This window comes from Thalassospira lucentensis MCCC 1A00383 = DSM 14000 (genome assembly GCF_000421265.1).
GTDB classification, from domain to species: domain Bacteria; phylum Pseudomonadota; class Alphaproteobacteria; order Rhodospirillales; family Thalassospiraceae; genus Thalassospira; species Thalassospira lucentensis.
In genome coordinates this window covers 242,985-259,997 of record NZ_ATWN01000008.1, presented here as the reverse complement: position 1 = coordinate 259,997, position 17,013 = coordinate 242,985, and the positions used below count along the sequence as shown (strand labels likewise).

Annotated in this window: 14 protein-coding genes; 3 read left to right on the top strand and 11 right to left on the bottom strand. The window is 54.3% G+C overall.

Going from position 1 to position 17,013, the window contains the following annotated elements; translation table 11 throughout:
• Positions 1–126: 126 nt before the first annotated feature.
• On the bottom strand, positions 127–762 hold the full coding sequence (locus K355_RS26310; RefSeq protein WP_425425780.1) for a helix-turn-helix transcriptional regulator: 636 nt from the start codon (positions 760–762) through the stop codon (positions 127–129).
• On the opposite strand from K355_RS26310, the gene K355_RS26110 reads away from it, so the two are divergent.
• Positions 655–879, top strand: coding sequence for an integrase core domain-containing protein (locus tag K355_RS26110; RefSeq protein ID WP_425425781.1), 225 nt, complete (start codon positions 655–657; stop codon positions 877–879). The two genes, K355_RS26310 and K355_RS26110, sit on opposite strands and share 108 nt — an antisense overlap.
• A gap of 223 nt (positions 880–1,102) precedes the next feature.
• Here the strand turns inward: K355_RS26110 and K355_RS0117155 are convergent, their stop codons facing one another.
• Genes K355_RS0117155 through K355_RS0117130 form a run of 6 tightly spaced genes read right to left on the bottom strand, consistent with a single transcriptional unit; the run spans position 1,103 to position 9,013 of the window.
• On the bottom strand, positions 1,103–2,515 hold the full coding sequence (locus K355_RS0117155; protein ID WP_022733390.1) for an L-serine ammonia-lyase: 1,413 nt from the start codon (positions 2,513–2,515) through the stop codon (positions 1,103–1,105).
• Between the two features lie 5 nt (positions 2,516–2,520).
• Positions 2,521–3,789 carry a serine hydroxymethyltransferase gene (gene glyA, locus K355_RS0117150; protein ID WP_022733389.1) on the bottom strand — a complete coding sequence of 423 codons (1,269 nt, stop codon included), beginning with the start codon at positions 3,787–3,789 and terminating at the stop codon, positions 2,521–2,523.
• A 53-nt stretch (positions 3,790–3,842) separates the two neighbouring features.
• The gene (locus tag K355_RS0117145; protein ID WP_022733388.1) at positions 3,843–4,394 is read right to left on the bottom strand and encodes a sarcosine oxidase subunit gamma; all 552 of its coding nucleotides are present in this window, start codon (positions 4,392–4,394) and stop codon (positions 3,843–3,845) included.
• 43 nt (positions 4,395–4,437) lie between these two features.
• Positions 4,438–7,431 (bottom strand): sarcosine oxidase subunit alpha, encoded by a 2,994-nt coding sequence (locus K355_RS0117140; RefSeq protein ID WP_022733387.1) that lies wholly within the window; start codon positions 7,429–7,431, stop codon positions 4,438–4,440.
• Positions 7,428–7,748 (bottom strand): sarcosine oxidase subunit delta, encoded by a 321-nt coding sequence (locus tag K355_RS0117135; protein ID WP_022733386.1) that lies wholly within the window; start codon positions 7,746–7,748, stop codon positions 7,428–7,430. The genes K355_RS0117140 and K355_RS0117135 overlap by 4 nt, the downstream gene beginning before the upstream one ends.
• An 11-nt stretch (positions 7,749–7,759) precedes the next feature.
• Entirely contained in the window at positions 7,760–9,013 is a 1,254-nt protein-coding gene (locus tag K355_RS0117130) for a sarcosine oxidase subunit beta family protein (RefSeq protein WP_022733385.1), read from the bottom strand.
• Between the two features lie 121 nt (positions 9,014–9,134).
• Here K355_RS0117130 and K355_RS0117125 point away from each other — a divergent pair, with 121 nt between their 5' ends.
• Complete coding sequence (locus K355_RS0117125; protein WP_022733384.1) at positions 9,135–10,127, top strand: GlxA family transcriptional regulator; 993 nt, start codon at positions 9,135–9,137, stop codon at positions 10,125–10,127.
• Positions 10,128–10,253: 126 nt separating this feature from the next.
• Here the strand turns inward: K355_RS0117125 and K355_RS0117120 are convergent, their stop codons facing one another.
• The 4 genes from K355_RS0117120 to K355_RS0117105 form a co-directional block, all read right to left on the bottom strand.
• The gene (locus tag K355_RS0117120; RefSeq protein ID WP_022733383.1) at positions 10,254–12,815 is read right to left on the bottom strand and encodes a GcvT family protein; all 2,562 of its coding nucleotides are present in this window, start codon (positions 12,813–12,815) and stop codon (positions 10,254–10,256) included.
• A gap of 93 nt (positions 12,816–12,908) precedes the next feature.
• Positions 12,909–13,766, bottom strand: a complete 858-nt coding sequence (purU, locus tag K355_RS0117115) for a formyltetrahydrofolate deformylase (protein WP_022733382.1) — start codon at positions 13,764–13,766, stop codon at positions 12,909–12,911.
• Positions 13,767–13,802: 36 nt separating this feature from the next.
• Complete coding sequence (locus K355_RS0117110; RefSeq protein WP_022733381.1) at positions 13,803–14,738, bottom strand: electron transfer flavoprotein subunit alpha/FixB family protein; 936 nt, start codon at positions 14,736–14,738, stop codon at positions 13,803–13,805.
• Between the two features lie 20 nt (positions 14,739–14,758).
• Complete coding sequence (locus K355_RS0117105) at positions 14,759–15,508, bottom strand: electron transfer flavoprotein subunit beta/FixA family protein (RefSeq protein ID WP_022733380.1); 750 nt, start codon at positions 15,506–15,508, stop codon at positions 14,759–14,761.
• 406 nt (positions 15,509–15,914) lie between these two features.
• On the opposite strand from K355_RS0117105, the gene K355_RS0117100 reads away from it, so the two are divergent.
• Positions 15,915–16,961: a GlxA family transcriptional regulator gene (locus K355_RS0117100; protein WP_022733379.1), complete on the top strand. Its 1,047-nt coding sequence runs from the start codon at positions 15,915–15,917 to the stop codon at positions 16,959–16,961.
• Positions 16,962–17,013 lie beyond the last annotated feature (52 nt).

The following is a 17,013-nucleotide window of genomic DNA, read 5'->3' as shown; positions in this document are numbered from 1 at the left end:
GTATGTTAACCGCGATGCCGGGATATGAAGTTTTTGCATCGAGGGAAACTAGGCTAGTGTTGTGAGCGGAGCTATAAAGTTTACGTGACAACGCCGAACGACGCCTTCAAGCTCTTGGGGATGAACCTATGAACGGTCTTGATCTCGATCCATTTGGTCTGCGATCTGCTTCAGATAGTCCTCAATGGTTTTGCCTGTTTCCGGCTGGAAGGCTTCCCCAGTCGGTTCGCAGTGCTGCATCTGATCAATCCGAAAAGCCCGGAAGCTATTGCGGAGCTCGCACCAGGCAGAGCACGTCCAGACGCGCCCCCAGAATTCGGTTTGCAGCGGACGGATCACGCGAGTGGAATTCCGGTCATCGAGAGACCGGTAGTCGATCCGAAGTTTGAGCCCCTCCCGGATCGCGCGACGGATCAGTGGCATATGTCGGAACCCCTCCTGAGCCCGCTCGAAAGCGTAGACACCAAATCCCCAAGACTTGGGAGCCTGACGGCGGTTCGACGCATGCTCACCCACCTTGTTCATCACAGCAACCGCGGCGGCTTGCAGCTCCTCGTCGGCGGCCTCTTGCACGATTGCCATCCCAAGACTGAGTGCTTCAAGCTCCGTAAACGACAGCGCCATGGGGGGAAGAAAGACCGGTTCGCGCAGCAGATAACCCACACCGCGCTCTCCATCTATCGGAACACCGAACGCATCAACGGCATTCTCAAACAGGAATTCCTGTTTCACCGCTGCAAGACATTCGAAGATCTCAGGCAACTGGTCAAGGAGGCCATACAGACATACAATACCATGCGACCGCACTTCGCACTGGCGATGCAAACACCAGAACAAGTGCATCAAAAAGCCAGCGGACGATATCCGCTGGCTCCTTGAAAACCGTCAACGTATTTTAGGACGGCACAGATCACGTGAAGCGCCTTTGAACCTCTGATGTTCCTGCGTTATGAGCCTGTGCTCATAACTTGAAGGCTGAGGCTGTATAGAAAACGCTCCAGTGGAGCGTTTTTAAGCTGAAGGTTGAGCACGACCGACAGGTCGCGCGCAGATTGCGGGGGACCGTCGTTGAAACAATGTTCCCGTTTGACGCAATCCTAAGTCAGCATTCGGGTATGTTAACCGCGATACCGCCTGTCGATGTTTCTTTGTATTTCAGGTTCATATCCCGTCCGGTTTCCAACATGACCTTTACGCAGTTATCGAGCGGCATGAAATGTGTGCCATCACCGCGCAGTGCCAAGCTGGCGGCGGATACCGCCTTGATCGCCCCCAGTGCATTTCGTTCGATACAGGGAACCTGAACCAAACCGCCCGCAGGATCGCAGGTCAGTCCAAGATGATGTTCAAGTGCGATTTCGGCAGCATTTTCCACTTGTTCGTTGCTGCCGCCCAATGCGGCGCAAAGTCCGGCAGCAGCCATGGCCGAGGCAGAGCCGACTTCGCCCTGACAGCCCACTTCTGCGCCGGAAATAGATGCATTGTGCTTGATAATACCGCCAATGGCAGCGGCAACAAGAAGCATATCGCGTGCGCCTTCTTCATGCGCACCATAGCAATGGTCGCGATAGTAACGAAGAACGGCCGGGACAACACCAGCAGCCCCATTGGTGGGCGATGTAACTACCCGACCGCCAGCGGCATTTTCCTCGTTTACCGCCATGGCATAGACACTGAGCCAGTCATTGGACACATGTGGTTGCGCCATGTTGTTCCCGCGTTCATCACACAGTGCTGCATGGATTGCTTTCGCACGCCGGGTTACCTTGAGCCCACCGGGCAGAACACCATCAAGATGCAGACCACGATTGATACAATCATTCATCGCCTGCCAGATGGTGTTGAGTTTTTCATCAAGGGCATTGCCATGAATAACGCGCTCATTGGCACGTTTCATTTCGGCAATGGTTTTTCTTGAGGCTTGCCCCATGGCCAGCATCTCTTTGGCCGAACCAAACGGGTAGGGGAAATCATGCGACTGTTTTTTCGCATTTAGCGACTGCGCAGCCCCTTCGCGTTCGGCCAGAAGCTCCGCCTCACTCATGACAAAGCCGCCACCGACCGAATAATAGGTTTCGCGATGGCAAAGCTGTTCGTCGTTATCAAACGCGTTGAAGGTCAACGCATTGGCATGTAGTTCAAGCGGCGGGCCATAGTCAAAAATGAGGTCTTTGGTTGGGTCAAACCTGAGGAGCCCAATACCAGAGGGTGAGATGGTTTTTGTCTCATGGACCTCGGCTTCAAGCTTTGCGGCCTGATCGGGATCGAGTGTATCGGGTAGCAGGCCAATCAGCCCAAGTACGACAGCACGATCCGTTGCGTGACCTTTGCCGGTAAAGGCCAATGATCCGTGCAGGGAGACAGATACAGATGCCAGCCGGTTCGTTCCGGAGCCACATAATGCAGGGTCTCTTAGGTCGTCAAGAAACCGGGAAGCTGCCGTCATCGGCCCCATCGTATGAGACGATGACGGGCCGATGCCGATCTTGAAAATGTCAAAAACTGACAAAAACACCTGAATTACTGACCGTAAATCGGATGGGCAGCACACAATTCGTGCACTTCAGCCAAAACCGCGGCTTCGACGGTGGCATCACCTTCGGGATTGTTTGAAAGGGATTCGATTACCTTTAGGACCAGTTCGCCAACCTTGCGGAATTCGGCTTCGCCAAAGCCTCGCGTGGTGCCGGCCGACGTGCCAAGGCGAATGCCCGATGTTACAAACGGTTTTTCGGGATCAAACGGGATGGCGTTCTTGTTACAAGTCAGGCCCGCACGTTCGAGAGCGGCTTCGGCCACTTTGCCGGTTACACCTTTGGGGCGTAGATCGACCAGCACCATGTGGCAGTCCGTTCCGCCCGAGACAATGCCAAGGCCGCCTTCAATCAGAACATTAGACAGAGCACGAGCGTTTGCAATCACCTGTGCGGCATAGTCTTTGAAGCTTGGCTGCAGGGCTTCGCCGAATGCAACCGCCTTGGCGGCAATCACATGCATGAGCGGACCACCCTGGTTGCCCGGGAAGACGGCTGAGTTGAACTTCTTTGCAAGGGCTTCGTCATTGGTGAGAATAATGCCACCGCGCGGGCCACGAAGGGTTTTATGGGTGGTTGAGGTCGTAACATGTGCATGGGGCACGGGATTGGGATAATGCCCGGCACAGATCAGACCGGCATAATGGGCCATATCGACCATAAGATAGGCGCCAACCTCATCGGCAATTTCGCGGAAAGCTTTGAAATCGATTTCGCGGGGATAGGCCGATGCCCCCGCGATGATGAGTTTTGGTTTGGTTTCAAGTGCGACCCGACGCACATCTTCCATATCGATCAGATGGGTGTCTTCGCGCACTTCATAAGAAACAACATCAAACCACTTGCCAGACATCGTGACGTGCGAGCCATGGGTAAGGTGGCCACCATGTGCGAGTGACATGCCCATGATCCGGTCGCCGGGTTCCAGCAAGGCCAGGAAAACAGCCTGATTGGCCTGCGCGCCGGAATGGGGCTGCACATTGGCAAATTCAGCACCGAACAGCTGCTTGATCCGATCAATGGCGATACGTTCAACCTCATCGACATGCTCACATCCGCCATAGTAACGGCGACCCGGATAGCCTTCGGCATATTTGTTGGTCAGAACCGATCCTTGGGCTGCGAGAACGTCTTTGGAGACGATATTCTCAGACGCAATCAATTCGATCTGATTTTGCTGACGCGAGAGTTCATGATTGATGGCGTCGGCAATGGCGGTATCGGCAATGGTCGAAAGAACGTTTTGATCAGTCATGGATCTGTCCCATTTCAAGGTTAGGCGATGAAGGACGATGCCCGAAAGGGCGCTTATTCTGCGGCGAGTTCGGCGCAGCCCGTTTCAAGAAGCGAAATGACGTGCGGTGCAAATGATCGCCAAAGATCAAGGCGATATTCGTCGGAACCATCGCGCCAAAGCACGGCGGATACGCCATCAAAAATGGTGCGGCGGGCTTCGCCGACCGGCAGAAGGTCAAGATCGCGCGGGCAGCCGATTGTCATCAGATCGGTGGCTTTTGCCCCGGTGATCTGAATGGCGATTTCACGGTCTGAAACTTCCGTCAGGCTGTGTGGTGCTTTGGCGTAGATTGCTTCACAGGCATCAGTGATTTTTACCGCCTGATCTTCCGGGGCCAGAACAGTCCATTCGTCGGGACCAAGGCAGAGCACTTCAATCTTGTTTTTACGTGTGCACTGACCGATTTTAGTCGGAAGGGCAACGCCTAGCGCCTTGGAAAGAGCAGTCTGTTCACCGGTGCCCGCACGCAACGAAAAGCGCGCGACGGAGGGCAGAAGTTCAACGCTGACAGCGGAACTTTTGGCCAGTGTTCGGGCCATATTTAGATCGACATGTGCAGTCATTGCAGTCTTCTCCGTTCATATGACGGTATTCAAAGTGACAAGGTTACAGCTTCAGACGGGCACCTTCGGGGTCATAAAACGTCGTACCCGTGATCGTTGCCTTGATCGTTCGGTCCGGCATCGGGATATAGACCGTATCGCCGGTTTTTCCGTGGCCGCCTTCAACCAAGGCAAGTGCAATTGGACGGCCGGCTGCATCGCTGTGATAGGACGATGTCACGTGACCCACCATTTTCATCGGGATGGGCTGGTTCGGGTCAAGTACGATCTGCGCCCCTTCTTCGAGTTTGGATGTGCCGTCCTCGGTCAGAAGGCCAACCAGTTGTTTGCGGCCTTCGGCAGTCAGGTCCGGACGGTTGAGCGCACGCATACCGACAAAATCAGGTTTGTTTTTGCCAATCGCCCAGCCGGCACCCGCATCATAGGGCGTTACCGTACCGTCAGTATCCTGACCAACAATGATGAAGCCCTTTTCCGCACGCAGAACATGCATGGTTTCTGTACCATACGGACAGATGTCATATTTCTGGCCCGCGTCGAACAGCTTTTCCCAAAGCGCACGGCCATGACGGGCCGGGACGTTGATTTCAAAGCCAAGTTCGCCGGTAAAGCTGACGCGGAACAGGCGGGCCGGGAAACCGGCAAAGGTGCATTCGGCAATCGACATGTGCGGGAATGCGGCGTCAGAGATATCAAGCCCTTCGACAAAGGGTTCAATCAGGTTACGCGCATTCGGGCCATTAAGTGCAATGGTCGACCATTGTTCGGTGGTCGAGGTCAGCCAGACTTTAAGGTCTGGCCATTCGGTCTGGAGGTAATCCTCCATCATATTGAGAACACGGGCCGCACCACCGGTGGTCGTTGTGATGTGGAAGCGGTCATCGCTGAGCCGTCCAATCACACCGTCATCGCGGATAAAGCCATCATCGCCCAGCAACAGACCATAGCGGGTCCGACCCGGTGCCAGTTTGGTCCAGGGGTTGGTGTACATGCGGTTCATGAATTCAACCGCATCGGGGCCAACGACCTCGATCTTACCAAGGGTGGATGCGTCAAACATGCCAAGGGATTTGCGCGTTTCACGGCATTCGCGACGTACAGCGGCGTCCATGTCTTCGCCGTCTTTGGGGAAGTACCACGCACGACGCCACAGGCTGACGGGTTCAAACACCGCACCGTTTTCTTCGGCCCAGCTGTCAATCGGCGTTTTGCGGGTTACTTCGAAATGCTCACCCTTGTGATAGCCGGCAAAGGCGCCAAAACTGGTTGGGGTGTAAGGTGGCCGGAAGGTGGTCAGACCGACTTCGGGCTGCTTTTTGCCAAGAGCATCGGCGGCAATGTTCAGGCCGTTGATGTTTGACATTTTGCCCTGATCGGTTGCCATGCCGTTGGTGGTGTAGCGTTTGACGTGTTCAATTGATCGCATGCCTTCGCGGACGGCAAGGCGCAGATCCTTGGCGGTCACATCGTTCTGATAATCGACAAAGGCACGTGCCTTGCCCGGATCAAGGTCGGTCGGCAATTCGGTGTGGCTTTCGCCTGTGCCGGGACGATCATTTGCCACCGTTACTGTTTGGGTTGTTGCCGATTTTCCAAGCGCCTTGGCCGCAGCAGCGCCCATGACAGCACCATCATTAAGCGCAGACGCAATGCCCCAAAGGCCGCGACCGGCACCTGCAATCTGGCATTCCTCGGTGATGCGGTCCGGCAGGAAGGTCTGACTTTCGTCATCCCATTTCAGCGACCCCTTGGTGTGGGAAAACAGATGGAGTGTCGGCGTCCAGCCACCGCAGATCAGCAGGCTGTCGCAACTGATGTTCCGAGCATTAAGAACCTTGCCATTTTCAACCTTGTTCACACGAACCGACTTGATTCGCAGTCGTCCAGATGTGCCGGTCGCAGTATGTCCGGGAAGGACCGTGATGCCGCGTGCGGCGGCTTCTTTGATCAGGTCTGCGTTCGGGGTCGGGCGGGTATCAACGATGGCTTCGATCTGTGTACCTGCCGATGCAAGATCAAAGGCCGCATACCATGCACTGTCGTGACTGGTGACAATCACGGCCTTATTACCAACGCGCACGCCATATCGGTTCAGGTAAGTCTGTGCTGATCCGGCGAGCATCACGCCCGGACGATCATTGCCATCAAACACCAGCGGTTTTTCAAGCGCACCTTGGGCCAGAATGACCTGCTTGGCCCGCACACGCCACATGCGTTCACGCGGCGCACCTTCGGCAGGTTTTTCTTGATGATCGGTCAGCTTTTGACACAGGGCGATCATGTTTTGATGGTAATAGCCAATTGCGGTCGTGCGGGTCATGATCCGAACGTCAAGGTCGGTCAGCGCATCAAGTTCCGCGCTGAGCCAATCCCATGCGGGCGTGCCATCAAGTGAGGCCTGCGGTTCGCTTAGAAGCGTTCCGCCCGGTTCGGAGTTTTCATCAACAAGGGTGACGCGCAATCCAGCCGTTGCCGCCGCACGTGCAGATGCAAGACCCGCCGGACCCGCCCCAATGATCAGGACATCGGTATGCAGATAGCGTGATGCATAATTATCCGGGTCGGGTTCGCTTGGTGAGACGCCAAGACCAGCCGCCGCACGAATGAAAGGTTCGTAGTATTTGTCCCAGAACGAACGCGGCCACATAAAGGTTTTATAGTAGAACCCGGCGGAAAACAGCATATAGGCACGGTCATTGATCGCACCGACATCGAACTTCAGGCTGGGGTATTTGTTCTGGCTGTTGGTTTCAAGACCGTTCCAGATTTCCTGCACGGTAGCGCGCGTGTTCGGCTCGAACCGACCCTTGCCACGGCGGGTGCCGATCAGGGCATTTGGTTCTTCTGAACCTGCTGCCATCGGGCCACGTGGACGGTGATATTTAAACGAACGCCCCATCAGCTGAACGCCATTGGCAATCAGGGCGGAGGCGACAGTATCGCCTTCAAGGCCCTGATAGGTCATGCCATCAAAAGTAAAAGAAACCGGTCGGTTGTGAAGGACCCGGCCACGGCCCGGAACGCGGAAGGTGGTCATTTTGAAGGCTCCTTCATTGACGCATCTGCAAGCAGGACGGCAAGGTCCGGTCGTGGGGCGTCGGCTTTGTAGGTCGTCAGAAAACGATCCGATACGGTGTCGCGCACAGCGTTAAAGAACCGGCCACAGCCATGAGCATGACGCCAGCGTTCAAAATGCGGGCCTTTGACGTTGGTGCGAATGAACAGAAAATCGCGCCATTCATCATCGGTTTTATCCGCCGGATTTTCCGGGCGGGCGATATGGGCCTCACCGCCATAGGTAAATTCCAGTTCCGGCAGTGTTTCATCGCAATAAGGGCAATGTACGAGAAGCATGTTCGTTCTCCTCAGTGTGCGACGGCGGCAGCAGCCGCCTCGTCAATCAGACGGCCAGTCCGGAACCGGTCCAGCGTGAATGGGGCATTGATGTCGTGCGGGGTGCCTTTGGCAATCGTCCATGCAAGGGTATGGGCCGCACCCGGTGTGGCCTTAAAGCCACCCGTGCCCCAGCCGCAGTTGACATACAATCCGGGTACTGGCGTTGTGCCAAGGATAGGGGAACGATCCGGCGTTACATCGACAATGCCGCCCCATTTGCGCAGCATCCGCATACGGTTAAAGATCGGGAAAATCTCGCAGATCGCCGCAACCGTATGCTCGATCAACGGCAGGCCACCACGTTGCGAATAACTGGTGTATTGGTCTGTGCCAGACCCAATCACAAGCTCGCCCTTGTCAGACTGGCTGATATAGGCGTGCACGGTGTTGGACATGACAACACACGGGAAAATCGGTTTTATCGGTTCGGACACCAGTGCCTGAAGCGGATAGCTTTCAAGCGGCATACGAACACCGGCAGAATCCATCACAACGCTGGTGTGGCCGGCTGCCGATACCGCGACTTTTTTCGCGCGGATAAAGCCCTTGGCGGTTTCAACGCCCTCAACCGAACCGTCGGGACCACGGCGGATCGCGGTGACCGGGCAGTTTTGAATGATATCAACACCACGTTGGGATGCACTTCGGGCATAGCCCCAGGCAACCGCATCATGACGTGCAGTTCCGGCACGCATCTGAAGCGCACCGCCCATGACGGGGTAGCGTGCATTCGGCGAAATGTTCAGCGGAGGGCAGAATTCTTTGGCTTCTTGTGGTGTCAGCCAGCGGTTATCAACACCGTTAAGGCGGTTCGAATGAATGTGACGCTGGAACGATTGCACATCATGAACATTGTGCGCCAGCATCAAAACACCACGGCGTGAGAACATGACGTTATAGTTCAGGTCCTGGCTAAGCCCTTCCCACAGATCAACTGCGTGGTCATAAAGCTTTGCACTTTCATCATAAAGATAGTTCGACCGGATGATCGTGGTGTTGCGCCCGGTGTTGCCGCCCCCGAGCCAGCCCTTGTCGATCACCGCAACATTGGTGATACCATGTTCCTTGGCCAGATAGTGTGCAGCGCCAAGTCCATGGCCGCCCGCACCAACGATGACGACGTCGTATTCTGACTTGGGTTGACTGTCGGGCCATTGCGCCTGCCAGTTCTTTTGTCCTGTCAGGGCATTCTTTAGCAGCGACAAAGCAGAAAAATGCGTCATGGTGAGGCGGCTCCACTGGGTGTCATCAATTTTACTAATTAGAAGCTATTTTTCGAAATCGTGATTGGATATTTGCGTCATATCCGTTGTAAGTATTTGCCATATTTTGCGGAGAAAACAGATGATGCAGCCGAAAGCACCGAAACTCAGGGTCGGATTTATCTTGGCCCCCCATTTCACCATTTCGGCCTTTGCCAGTTTTCTGGACGTCTTGCGTCTGGCGGCAGATGACGGAGATCAGTCGCGTCAAATTAATTGCGAATGGCATATTCTATCGCATAACGGCCAACCGGTACGATCAAGTTCTGCGGTTGAAGTGCGCCCTGATGCACCTTTGGCCCGTCCGCAGGATTATGACTATATCGTTGTTGTCGGCGGGTTGTTGAAAGAACAGGTCAGAATCGGTCCGGAATATATCCGTTTTCTTCGAGATGCAGCCAATCGAGGCGTGCCGCTTGTCGCGCTGTGCACGGCTGTTTTCCTGATGCATGAGGCGGGGCTGCTTGATGGCTATAAATGCTGTGTCAGCTGGTTCCATCATGACGATTTTCTTGAAACGTTTGAAGGCATGGTACCGATTTCCGACCAGATATTTGTCGTTGATCGGGATCGACTGACCTGTTCGGGGGGCACCAGTTCAGCCCATCTTGCGGCATTTTTGGTCGAACGCCATGTCGGGCGGGCAGCGGCCCAAAAAAGCCTGCACATCATGATCATTGATGAACTTCAGGTTGCCGAAAAACCACAGCCGGGTTTGCCGCTTGAGCTATCGACCCGTGACCCGCTGGTCAGTCGGGCGTTATTGCGTATTCAACAACGCCTTGATGCACCGGAACCCGCCGAGAATCTTGCGAAGGCACTCGGTGTCAGTAAACGCAAACTCGAACGCCATTTTCAAAAGGCTCTTAATATTACGCCGTCCATCGCCGCCATGCGCATTCGTATTGCACAGGCAAAAATGATGATTGAGCGGACGGACAGAACGATTGTCGATATTGCCAATTCGACCGGGTTTTGTGACGCATCGCATTTCAGTCGCGTGTTTTCAAAACAAGAAGGCGTGGCACCGGCGGCCTATCGGCAGGCGAGCAGGTTGGGCCCAGCCGACGTTTGATTTTCGTTCCTGAGGATCCCGTTAAGCCAGACCATCATAAGCCAAACCTATCAGCAGACAGAAACGCCATAAAAAAAGGCGCAGCCTTGAGAACGACTGCGCCTTTTTTGGGGATAGGTCTTCCCGCTAGCTGCGCGGTTTGAGGTTTTCCGGATCATAGAGCGGCGTGTAGCCAATTCCTACGACCTCGACCGGATAGATCTCGTCGAAATAGGAGACGTTCAGTTTGCGACCTTCCTGACAGTAATCCCATGGCAAATAGGCAAGGGCGATGTTCTTGCCAATGCTGGGACCAAAGGCGATGGAGGTCGTATAGGAACGGCGACCAAGTTCATCGATCAGGGTTTCGCCGGTTTCGGGTTCCATGACCGGAAGGTTACCTACCGGATAACGTGCGACACCTTGTGCGTCGACATTGTCGGTCATGACAAGGGTACACAGCATTGCTGGTTGATGTTCGCGTTCACGATATTCGACGTGCTTTGCCTTGCCGCAGAAATCGGCTTCCTTGACCTTCGGGCGGGCCAGTGCGGCTTCGAGAAGGTTGTACTGGGTGTGCAGATCAGCGTTTTGCAGGCGGAGTGATTTTTCCAAGCGGCGCGAGTTGGCATAGGTTTCAACACCAACTGCCATCACACCGATCCCGCGCAACGCATCCCAGACGGCAAGGCCGTCTTCATAGTGCATATGCAGTTCCCATCCTTGCTCCCCGACATAGGAAATTCGGAAGGCCGTGACGGTTTTGCCGGCAATCTGGATTTGACGGATTGCTGCAAACGGGAAGGCATCGATGTTTAATTCATCGGGGTTTTTAACGACTTTCTGCAGGTTCTCGCGTGCGTTCGGTCCCCAGATGCCAATGGTTGTGAATTTCTCGGTGACATCGGTAATGGTGACAGCAAGACCCTTATCCATCGCAACGCGGCGCATGTGGATCAGGTCACGTGGACCAGCATCCGCACCGTTCACCAGACGGCAGCGGTCTTCCATACGAAACATGGTAAAGTCCGCACGAACGTTGCCTTCCTCGTCGAGCATGTGGGTGTAGATACCCTTGCCGATATTGGCATCCCCGCCAACTTTTGCCGCGCAGAGCCATTCCATGAGTTCAACATGGTCGGGGCCTTCGATTTCGGTCATATGGAAGTGCGACAGGTTAATGATGCCGCAATCGTCACTCATGGCGAGCTGTTCGGCATTGGAAACGCGCCAGAAGTGACGGGTATCCCACTCGTTTTCACGGACCGGAACACGGTCGGCATATTTTTCAAGCAGATGTTCGTTCGACGCATAACCATGCGCGCGTTCCCAACCGCCAAGTTCCATGAAGTATCCACCCAGCTCGACTTCGCGCTCATAGAACGGGGAGCGACGAATGCCGCGTGCATTGGCAAACGGCTCACGCGGGTGGACTGGCGGGTTATAGATCTTTTTCGCCGTCTCATAGCAACGGTCATAGATGTATTTTTCGTCGAGCTGGAATTCATTGTAGCGGGCAAAATCAATTGCATGATGGTCGACATGGGTGCGGCCATCGGTCATCCAGTCGGCAATGAGTTTGCCCATGCCCGGTCCGTCTTTGATCCAGATCCCAACAGCATACCACAATCCGCGCAGTTTCTGACTTTCGCCCATGGCGGGGCCACCGTCGGCCGATGATTGAAGCAGGCCGTTAAACGAATGGCTTTCGTTAAAGCCAAGCTCGGTCAGGATTGGGGTAAGCTCCATGGCGCGTTCAAGTGGTTCGATCACGTCTTCGAGTTCGAGATCGCGCTGTGACGGGGACAGGCGTGCCTGGTCTTTTTCAAGAATGTCGCGCGGATGCACAAGACGCGGGTTTTCTTCGTAGTAATACCCCCACTCGATCTGACCGCCTTCAGTGCTTTTAGGGTCGCCCGTATCGCGCATATAGGCCGAGTTGCCCTGATCACGCAGAAGCGGCATGCCGATTTCAACGCCGGTGTTTTCAAAGGCGTTGTACGGACCAAAGAACGTCAACGGATGATCGACCGGCATCACCGGCAAATCTTCGCCAGCCATTTCCGCAATCAACCGGCCCCAAAGACCGGCACAGACCACAACATGATTGGCATGGATCGTGCCACGTTCGGTCTTAACACCGATGATGCGGCCATTTTCGGTGATCAGATCAAGGGCCGATGTGTTGGCAAACATTTGAAGTTTGCCGGTGGCAGCAGCCTGATCAATCAGTTTGCCCGCAACAGTTTGGGAGCGTGGTGTCACAAGACCAGCATCGGGGTCCCACAACGCACCCTGAATTTGATCTTCTTCAAGCAGTGGGAATTTTTCCTTGGCCTCGGCAGCGCTGATGATTTTGACATTGGTGCCAAAAGCCTTGCTGGAATCAACGCGGCGTTTGAGTTCTGCCATGCGTTCGTCATCGCCAACACGCGCGACTTCGATGCCGCCGATGCGCGCGTAATGGCCCATCTTTTCGTAGAAATCCATGGAATACATGGTAGTCCAACACGTCAAAAGATCGTGGCTCGTCGCAAAGCAGAAGTCAGATGCATGCGCCGTGGAGCCAACGTCAGTTGGTATGCCGGACTTATCGATACCAACAATATCGTCCCACCCGTTCTCGATCAGGTGATGGGTGACCGAAGCCCCCACGATACCGCCGAGGCCGACGATGACGACGTTAGCCTTTTGTGGAAATGCGGCCATTTTTTTCATTCCTTGTTTTCGAGACGATTATCATTGGTCGGCATGGGACAATATGTCGGAACCCGTCTGACCGGGTCCCGATACTCCTTTGGCCTATAAGGTGAAGACCACAGTTCGATGATTGTTCAGCATCACCCGACCTTCAAGATGATATTTTACAGCGCGGGCGAGAACGCGGGCTTCAATGTCGCGACCCGTAGCGACAAAATCATCGGCGGACATCGCGTGGTTTACCCGTTCTGTTTCCTGTTCAATGATCGGACCTTCATCAAGATCAGGGGTGACATAGTGCGCAGTTGCACCAATCAGTTTGACCCCACGGTCATAGGCCTGATGATACGGCTTTGCGCCCTTGAACGACGGCAGGAACGAGTGATGAATATTGATGATCATGCCATAAAACTGGCTTGAAAGCTCGTTGGTCAGAACCTGCATATAGCGGGCAAGGACGACCAGTTCAGAATTGGTCTGTTTAATCAGATCGGCCAGTTTGGCTTCCTGTTCAGTCTTGTTGTCCTTGTTCACCGGCATGTAATGGAACGGAATGCCTTCCTGCTCGGCAACTTTGCGGGCATCTTCGTGGTTGGAGACAATTGCAGCAACTTCCGCATCAAGCCATCCCACCTTGATTTGATAGAGCAGGTGAAGCATGGCGTGGTCGAATTTCGACACCATGATGATAATTTTCGGGCGCCGCGAAACGACATCGACTTTCAGCTTCATGTTGAAGCGGTCAACCGCCGGATTAAGTGTTAGAACAATTGAATCCTTGTCGATTTCTGCCGGTACACTGATCCCCACACGAAGGAAGAACTGGTTCGTGTGTCGATCCCAGAACTGATTTGATTCGATGATATTTGCACCGCGCGACGCCAATGCAGACGTGACCGTTGCAACGATGCCCGGCTGGTCGTCACAGGCGATGCGCAGGATGTAAGAATTTTCGCTCACTGGATCAGTTCCGTTTCAATTGGGTTAAGGTGCGTCTCAGAGCTGACCTTCCAGCTCCGGCAGGACATCAAACAGGTCTCCGACAATACCGTAATCTGCGACCTGAAAAATCGGTGCATCTTCGTCGGTGTTGATGGCGACGATGACCTTTGAATCTTTCATGCCCGCCAGATGCTGGATCGCACCGGAAATACCACACGCGATATAAAGATCGGGGGCCACAACCTTGCCGGTCTGACCGACCTGCAAGTCGTTTGGAGCATACCCGGCATCAACAGCCGCGCGTGATGCACCAACGGCCGCACCAAGTTTATCTGCCAATGGGGTAATGACGGCCTTGAACTTTTCTTCGGAGCCAAGTGCGCGGCCGCCCGAAACGATGATCTTGGCTGATCCCAGTTCAGGACGATCATTTTGCGACAGGATATTTTCGATGAAGGATGATTTTCCAGCATCCGTCGCACCGACATCAATGCTTTTGATCGGGGCTGTGGTGCTGCCGTCTTCGGTTGCGCCAAAGCTGGACGTCCGGATGGTCATGACCTTTGTCGCATCAGTCGTTTGAACGACTTCAACCGCATTTCCCGCATAGATTGGGCGTTTGAACGTATCGGCATCGACGACGTCCATTACCTCGGAAATCTGCATCACATCAAGTAGGGCCGCGACGCGCGGCAGAATGTTTTTGCCGTTTGCGGTTGCGGGCGCAACGATGGTGTCGTAGTCGCCGCTTAGCGAGACAATGAGGGTTGCTGCGTTTTCTGCCAGTTGGTTTTCCAGCGCATCACTCTCAGCAACCAGTACAGTACGCACGCCTGAAAGCTTGGCACTTGCTTCGGCGACCACACGAACATTTTTGCCCGCAACCAGAATATCGATGTCACCACCAATCTTTGCCGCAGCACTCAGTGCCTTTGCGGTCTGCTCGGAGAGTGTGACGTTGTCATGCTCGGCAAAAAGAAGAATAGCCATAATTTCAATCTCCGCTTGGTTCAGATGACGCCAGCTTCGTTCTTAAGTTTTTCGGTCAATTCCGCAACGTTGGCGACCTTGACGCCAGCCTGACGGACAGCGGGTTCTTCAACCCGGATGACACGCAGACGCGATGCGACAGCAACGCCGAAATCATCGGGCGTCTTCGTATCAAGCGGCTTTTTCTTGGCCTTCATGATGTTTGGAAGCGACGCGTAGCGCGGCTCGTTCAGGCGCAGGTCAGCCGTCACAATCGCGGGCAAACTGATGTTAATGGCCTGAAGCCCACCATCGACCTCGCGGGTGACTTTCGCGCTGCCGCTGCCAAGCTCAAGCTTGGAAGCAAAGGTTGCCTGCGACCAGTCCAGCAGTGCTGAAAGCATCTGACCAGTTTGATTGGCATCATCATCAATGGCCTGTTTGCCAAGGATCACAAGTTCGGGTTGTTCGTCTTTTACGACGCCAGCAAGAATTTTTGCGACGCTAAGCGGCTCGACAGGCCCATCGACGGTAATCAGGATGGCGCGGTCTGCGCCCATGGCAAGGGCGGTGCGCAGGGTTTCCTGCGCTTGTACCGGGCCGATGGAAACGGCAACAACTTCGTCTGCCTGACCATTTTCCTTTAAACGAACTGCCTCCTCGACGGCAATCTCGTCAAACGGGTTCATCGACATTTTGACATTGGCAAGGTCGACGCCGGAACCATCCGCTTTAACGCGAATTTTCACGTTGTAGTCGACAACCCGCTTTACTGGTACGAGTACCTTCATCATTTTCCTCTCTATCGAAGTCCCGGACAGAATATCTGTCGTAGGACGACCAGCGCATCAGCCGCGGTCTTTGGTGCGTATCAAAGATTGGAAGCATTACATGCTGTGACACTTCCGAAGGTAACATCGGTTTTGGGTGTGTTTTCCCGGAAGTAGGGTAAGATCAACACGTTGGAGATCGACTATCAGGGGCGCGAATGTTCTGTGTGCTAGTTTGCGCTAAAAAGAACGCCGTCCTTTAGGCTGATATGCCGAGTCCATAGAGTTTCTCTTGGTTCCCCAATCTGGTCGTTGAGATCGCAGTTGATAATCTGGCGACTTTTTGCGCCACAAAATAGAATGTTTGCGTCAAAGTGAGATTATCGCTACGACAAAAGCAGAAACCTTGTCTGTATCGGAGGAGCCGGTGCTTACGAATACGAAATTTGGTAACCAAAACACACCGCGTCTGACTGTCGGATTTATTCTGGCGAACAGGTTCACGCTTTGCGCTTTTGCAAACTTTGTTGATGTGCTGCGATTGGCCGCAGACGAGGGGGATCGTAGTAGACCGATCCTGTGCAACTGGACGGTTCTGTCTGAACGGATGGACCCGATAACGTCCAGCAGCGGTATCACGGTACAGCCCAAAGAACGCTTCGGTGACCCACGACGGTTTAACTATATCGTTGTCGTTGGGGGCTTGATGGACGAAGCGCCCAACCTTAGTCCAGCCTATCAGAAATTTTTGCATGAAGCGGCCGCTGCCGGTGTGCCACTTGTCGGCGTTTGTACCGGTGCGTTTCTGCTTCACGAAGCGGGGTTGCTTGATGGGTATCGCTGTTGCATAAGCTGGTTCCATCACTCCGAAGTTGTTGATCAATTTGAAGGGCTTGATCCGGTTACAGAACAGATTTTTGTCGTTGACCGGGATCGTCTTACCTGCTCGGGCGGCGTGAGTTCGGCCCATCTGGCGGCTTATCTTGTTGATAAGCATGTCGGGCGTGCACAGGCCAACAAAAGCCTTCACATCATGATCATTGATGATGCGCTTCAGGCTGAAAAACCGCAGCCGGGCATTCCACTTGACCTCAAGACACAAGATACGATTGTGCAGCGTGCCTTGTTGATCATGCAGCAGAACATCGATATGCCGATTTCCGTGCAGGAGATTGCGCGCCGAATGGGCAACAGCAAGCGTCAGGTCGAGCGACATTTTCGCATCAGCCTCGACACATCCCCGCAGGTTGCCTTTCTTAACATCCGCCTTGATCTGGCCCACCACCTGATCGAGAAGAGCCAGAAGTCCGTTGCGCAAATCGCTGTTGATTGCGGGTTCTGCGACTCGTCACACCTTAGTCGGATGTTCCGCCGCCGCTATGGCTGCACGCCGCAAGCATTGCGACGGCCCGTAAGTTTGGAGTCGGAATTAGCCGTCGACGAACTGCAGCCAGAAGGCACGGTCAAGGAATAACTCGCAAATAGGCCGCACCACTGGTGGTGGCTTCTTTATCCTGAACCGTGAT

Bases quoted from the DNA above. Each gene is read 5' to 3' on its own strand.
- K355_RS0117145 (WP_022733388.1), bottom strand. From the start codon at position 4,394: ATGACTGCACATGTCGATCTAAATATGGCCCGAACACTGGCCAAAAGT.
- K355_RS0117120 (WP_022733383.1), bottom strand. From the start codon at position 12,815: ATGGCCGCATTTCCACAAAAGGCTAACGTCGTCATCGTCGGCCTCGGC.
- K355_RS0117135 (WP_022733386.1), bottom strand. From the start codon at position 7,748: ATGCTTCTCGTACATTGCCCTTATTGCGATGAAACACTGCCGGAACTG.
- K355_RS0117105 (WP_022733380.1), bottom strand. From the start codon at position 15,508: ATGAAGGTACTCGTACCAGTAAAGCGGGTTGTCGACTACAACGTGAAA.
- K355_RS0117110 (WP_022733381.1), bottom strand. From the start codon at position 14,738: ATGGCTATTCTTCTTTTTGCCGAGCATGACAACGTCACACTCTCCGAG.
- K355_RS0117130 (WP_022733385.1), bottom strand. From the start codon at position 9,013: ATGACGCATTTTTCTGCTTTGTCGCTGCTAAAGAATGCCCTGACAGGA.
- glyA (WP_022733389.1), bottom strand. From the start codon at position 3,789: ATGACTGATCAAAACGTTCTTTCGACCATTGCCGATACCGCCATTGCC.
- K355_RS0117140 (WP_022733387.1), bottom strand. From the start codon at position 7,431: ATGACCACCTTCCGCGTTCCGGGCCGTGGCCGGGTCCTTCACAACCGA.
- K355_RS0117125 (WP_022733384.1), top strand. From the start codon at position 9,135: ATGATGCAGCCGAAAGCACCGAAACTCAGGGTCGGATTTATCTTGGCC.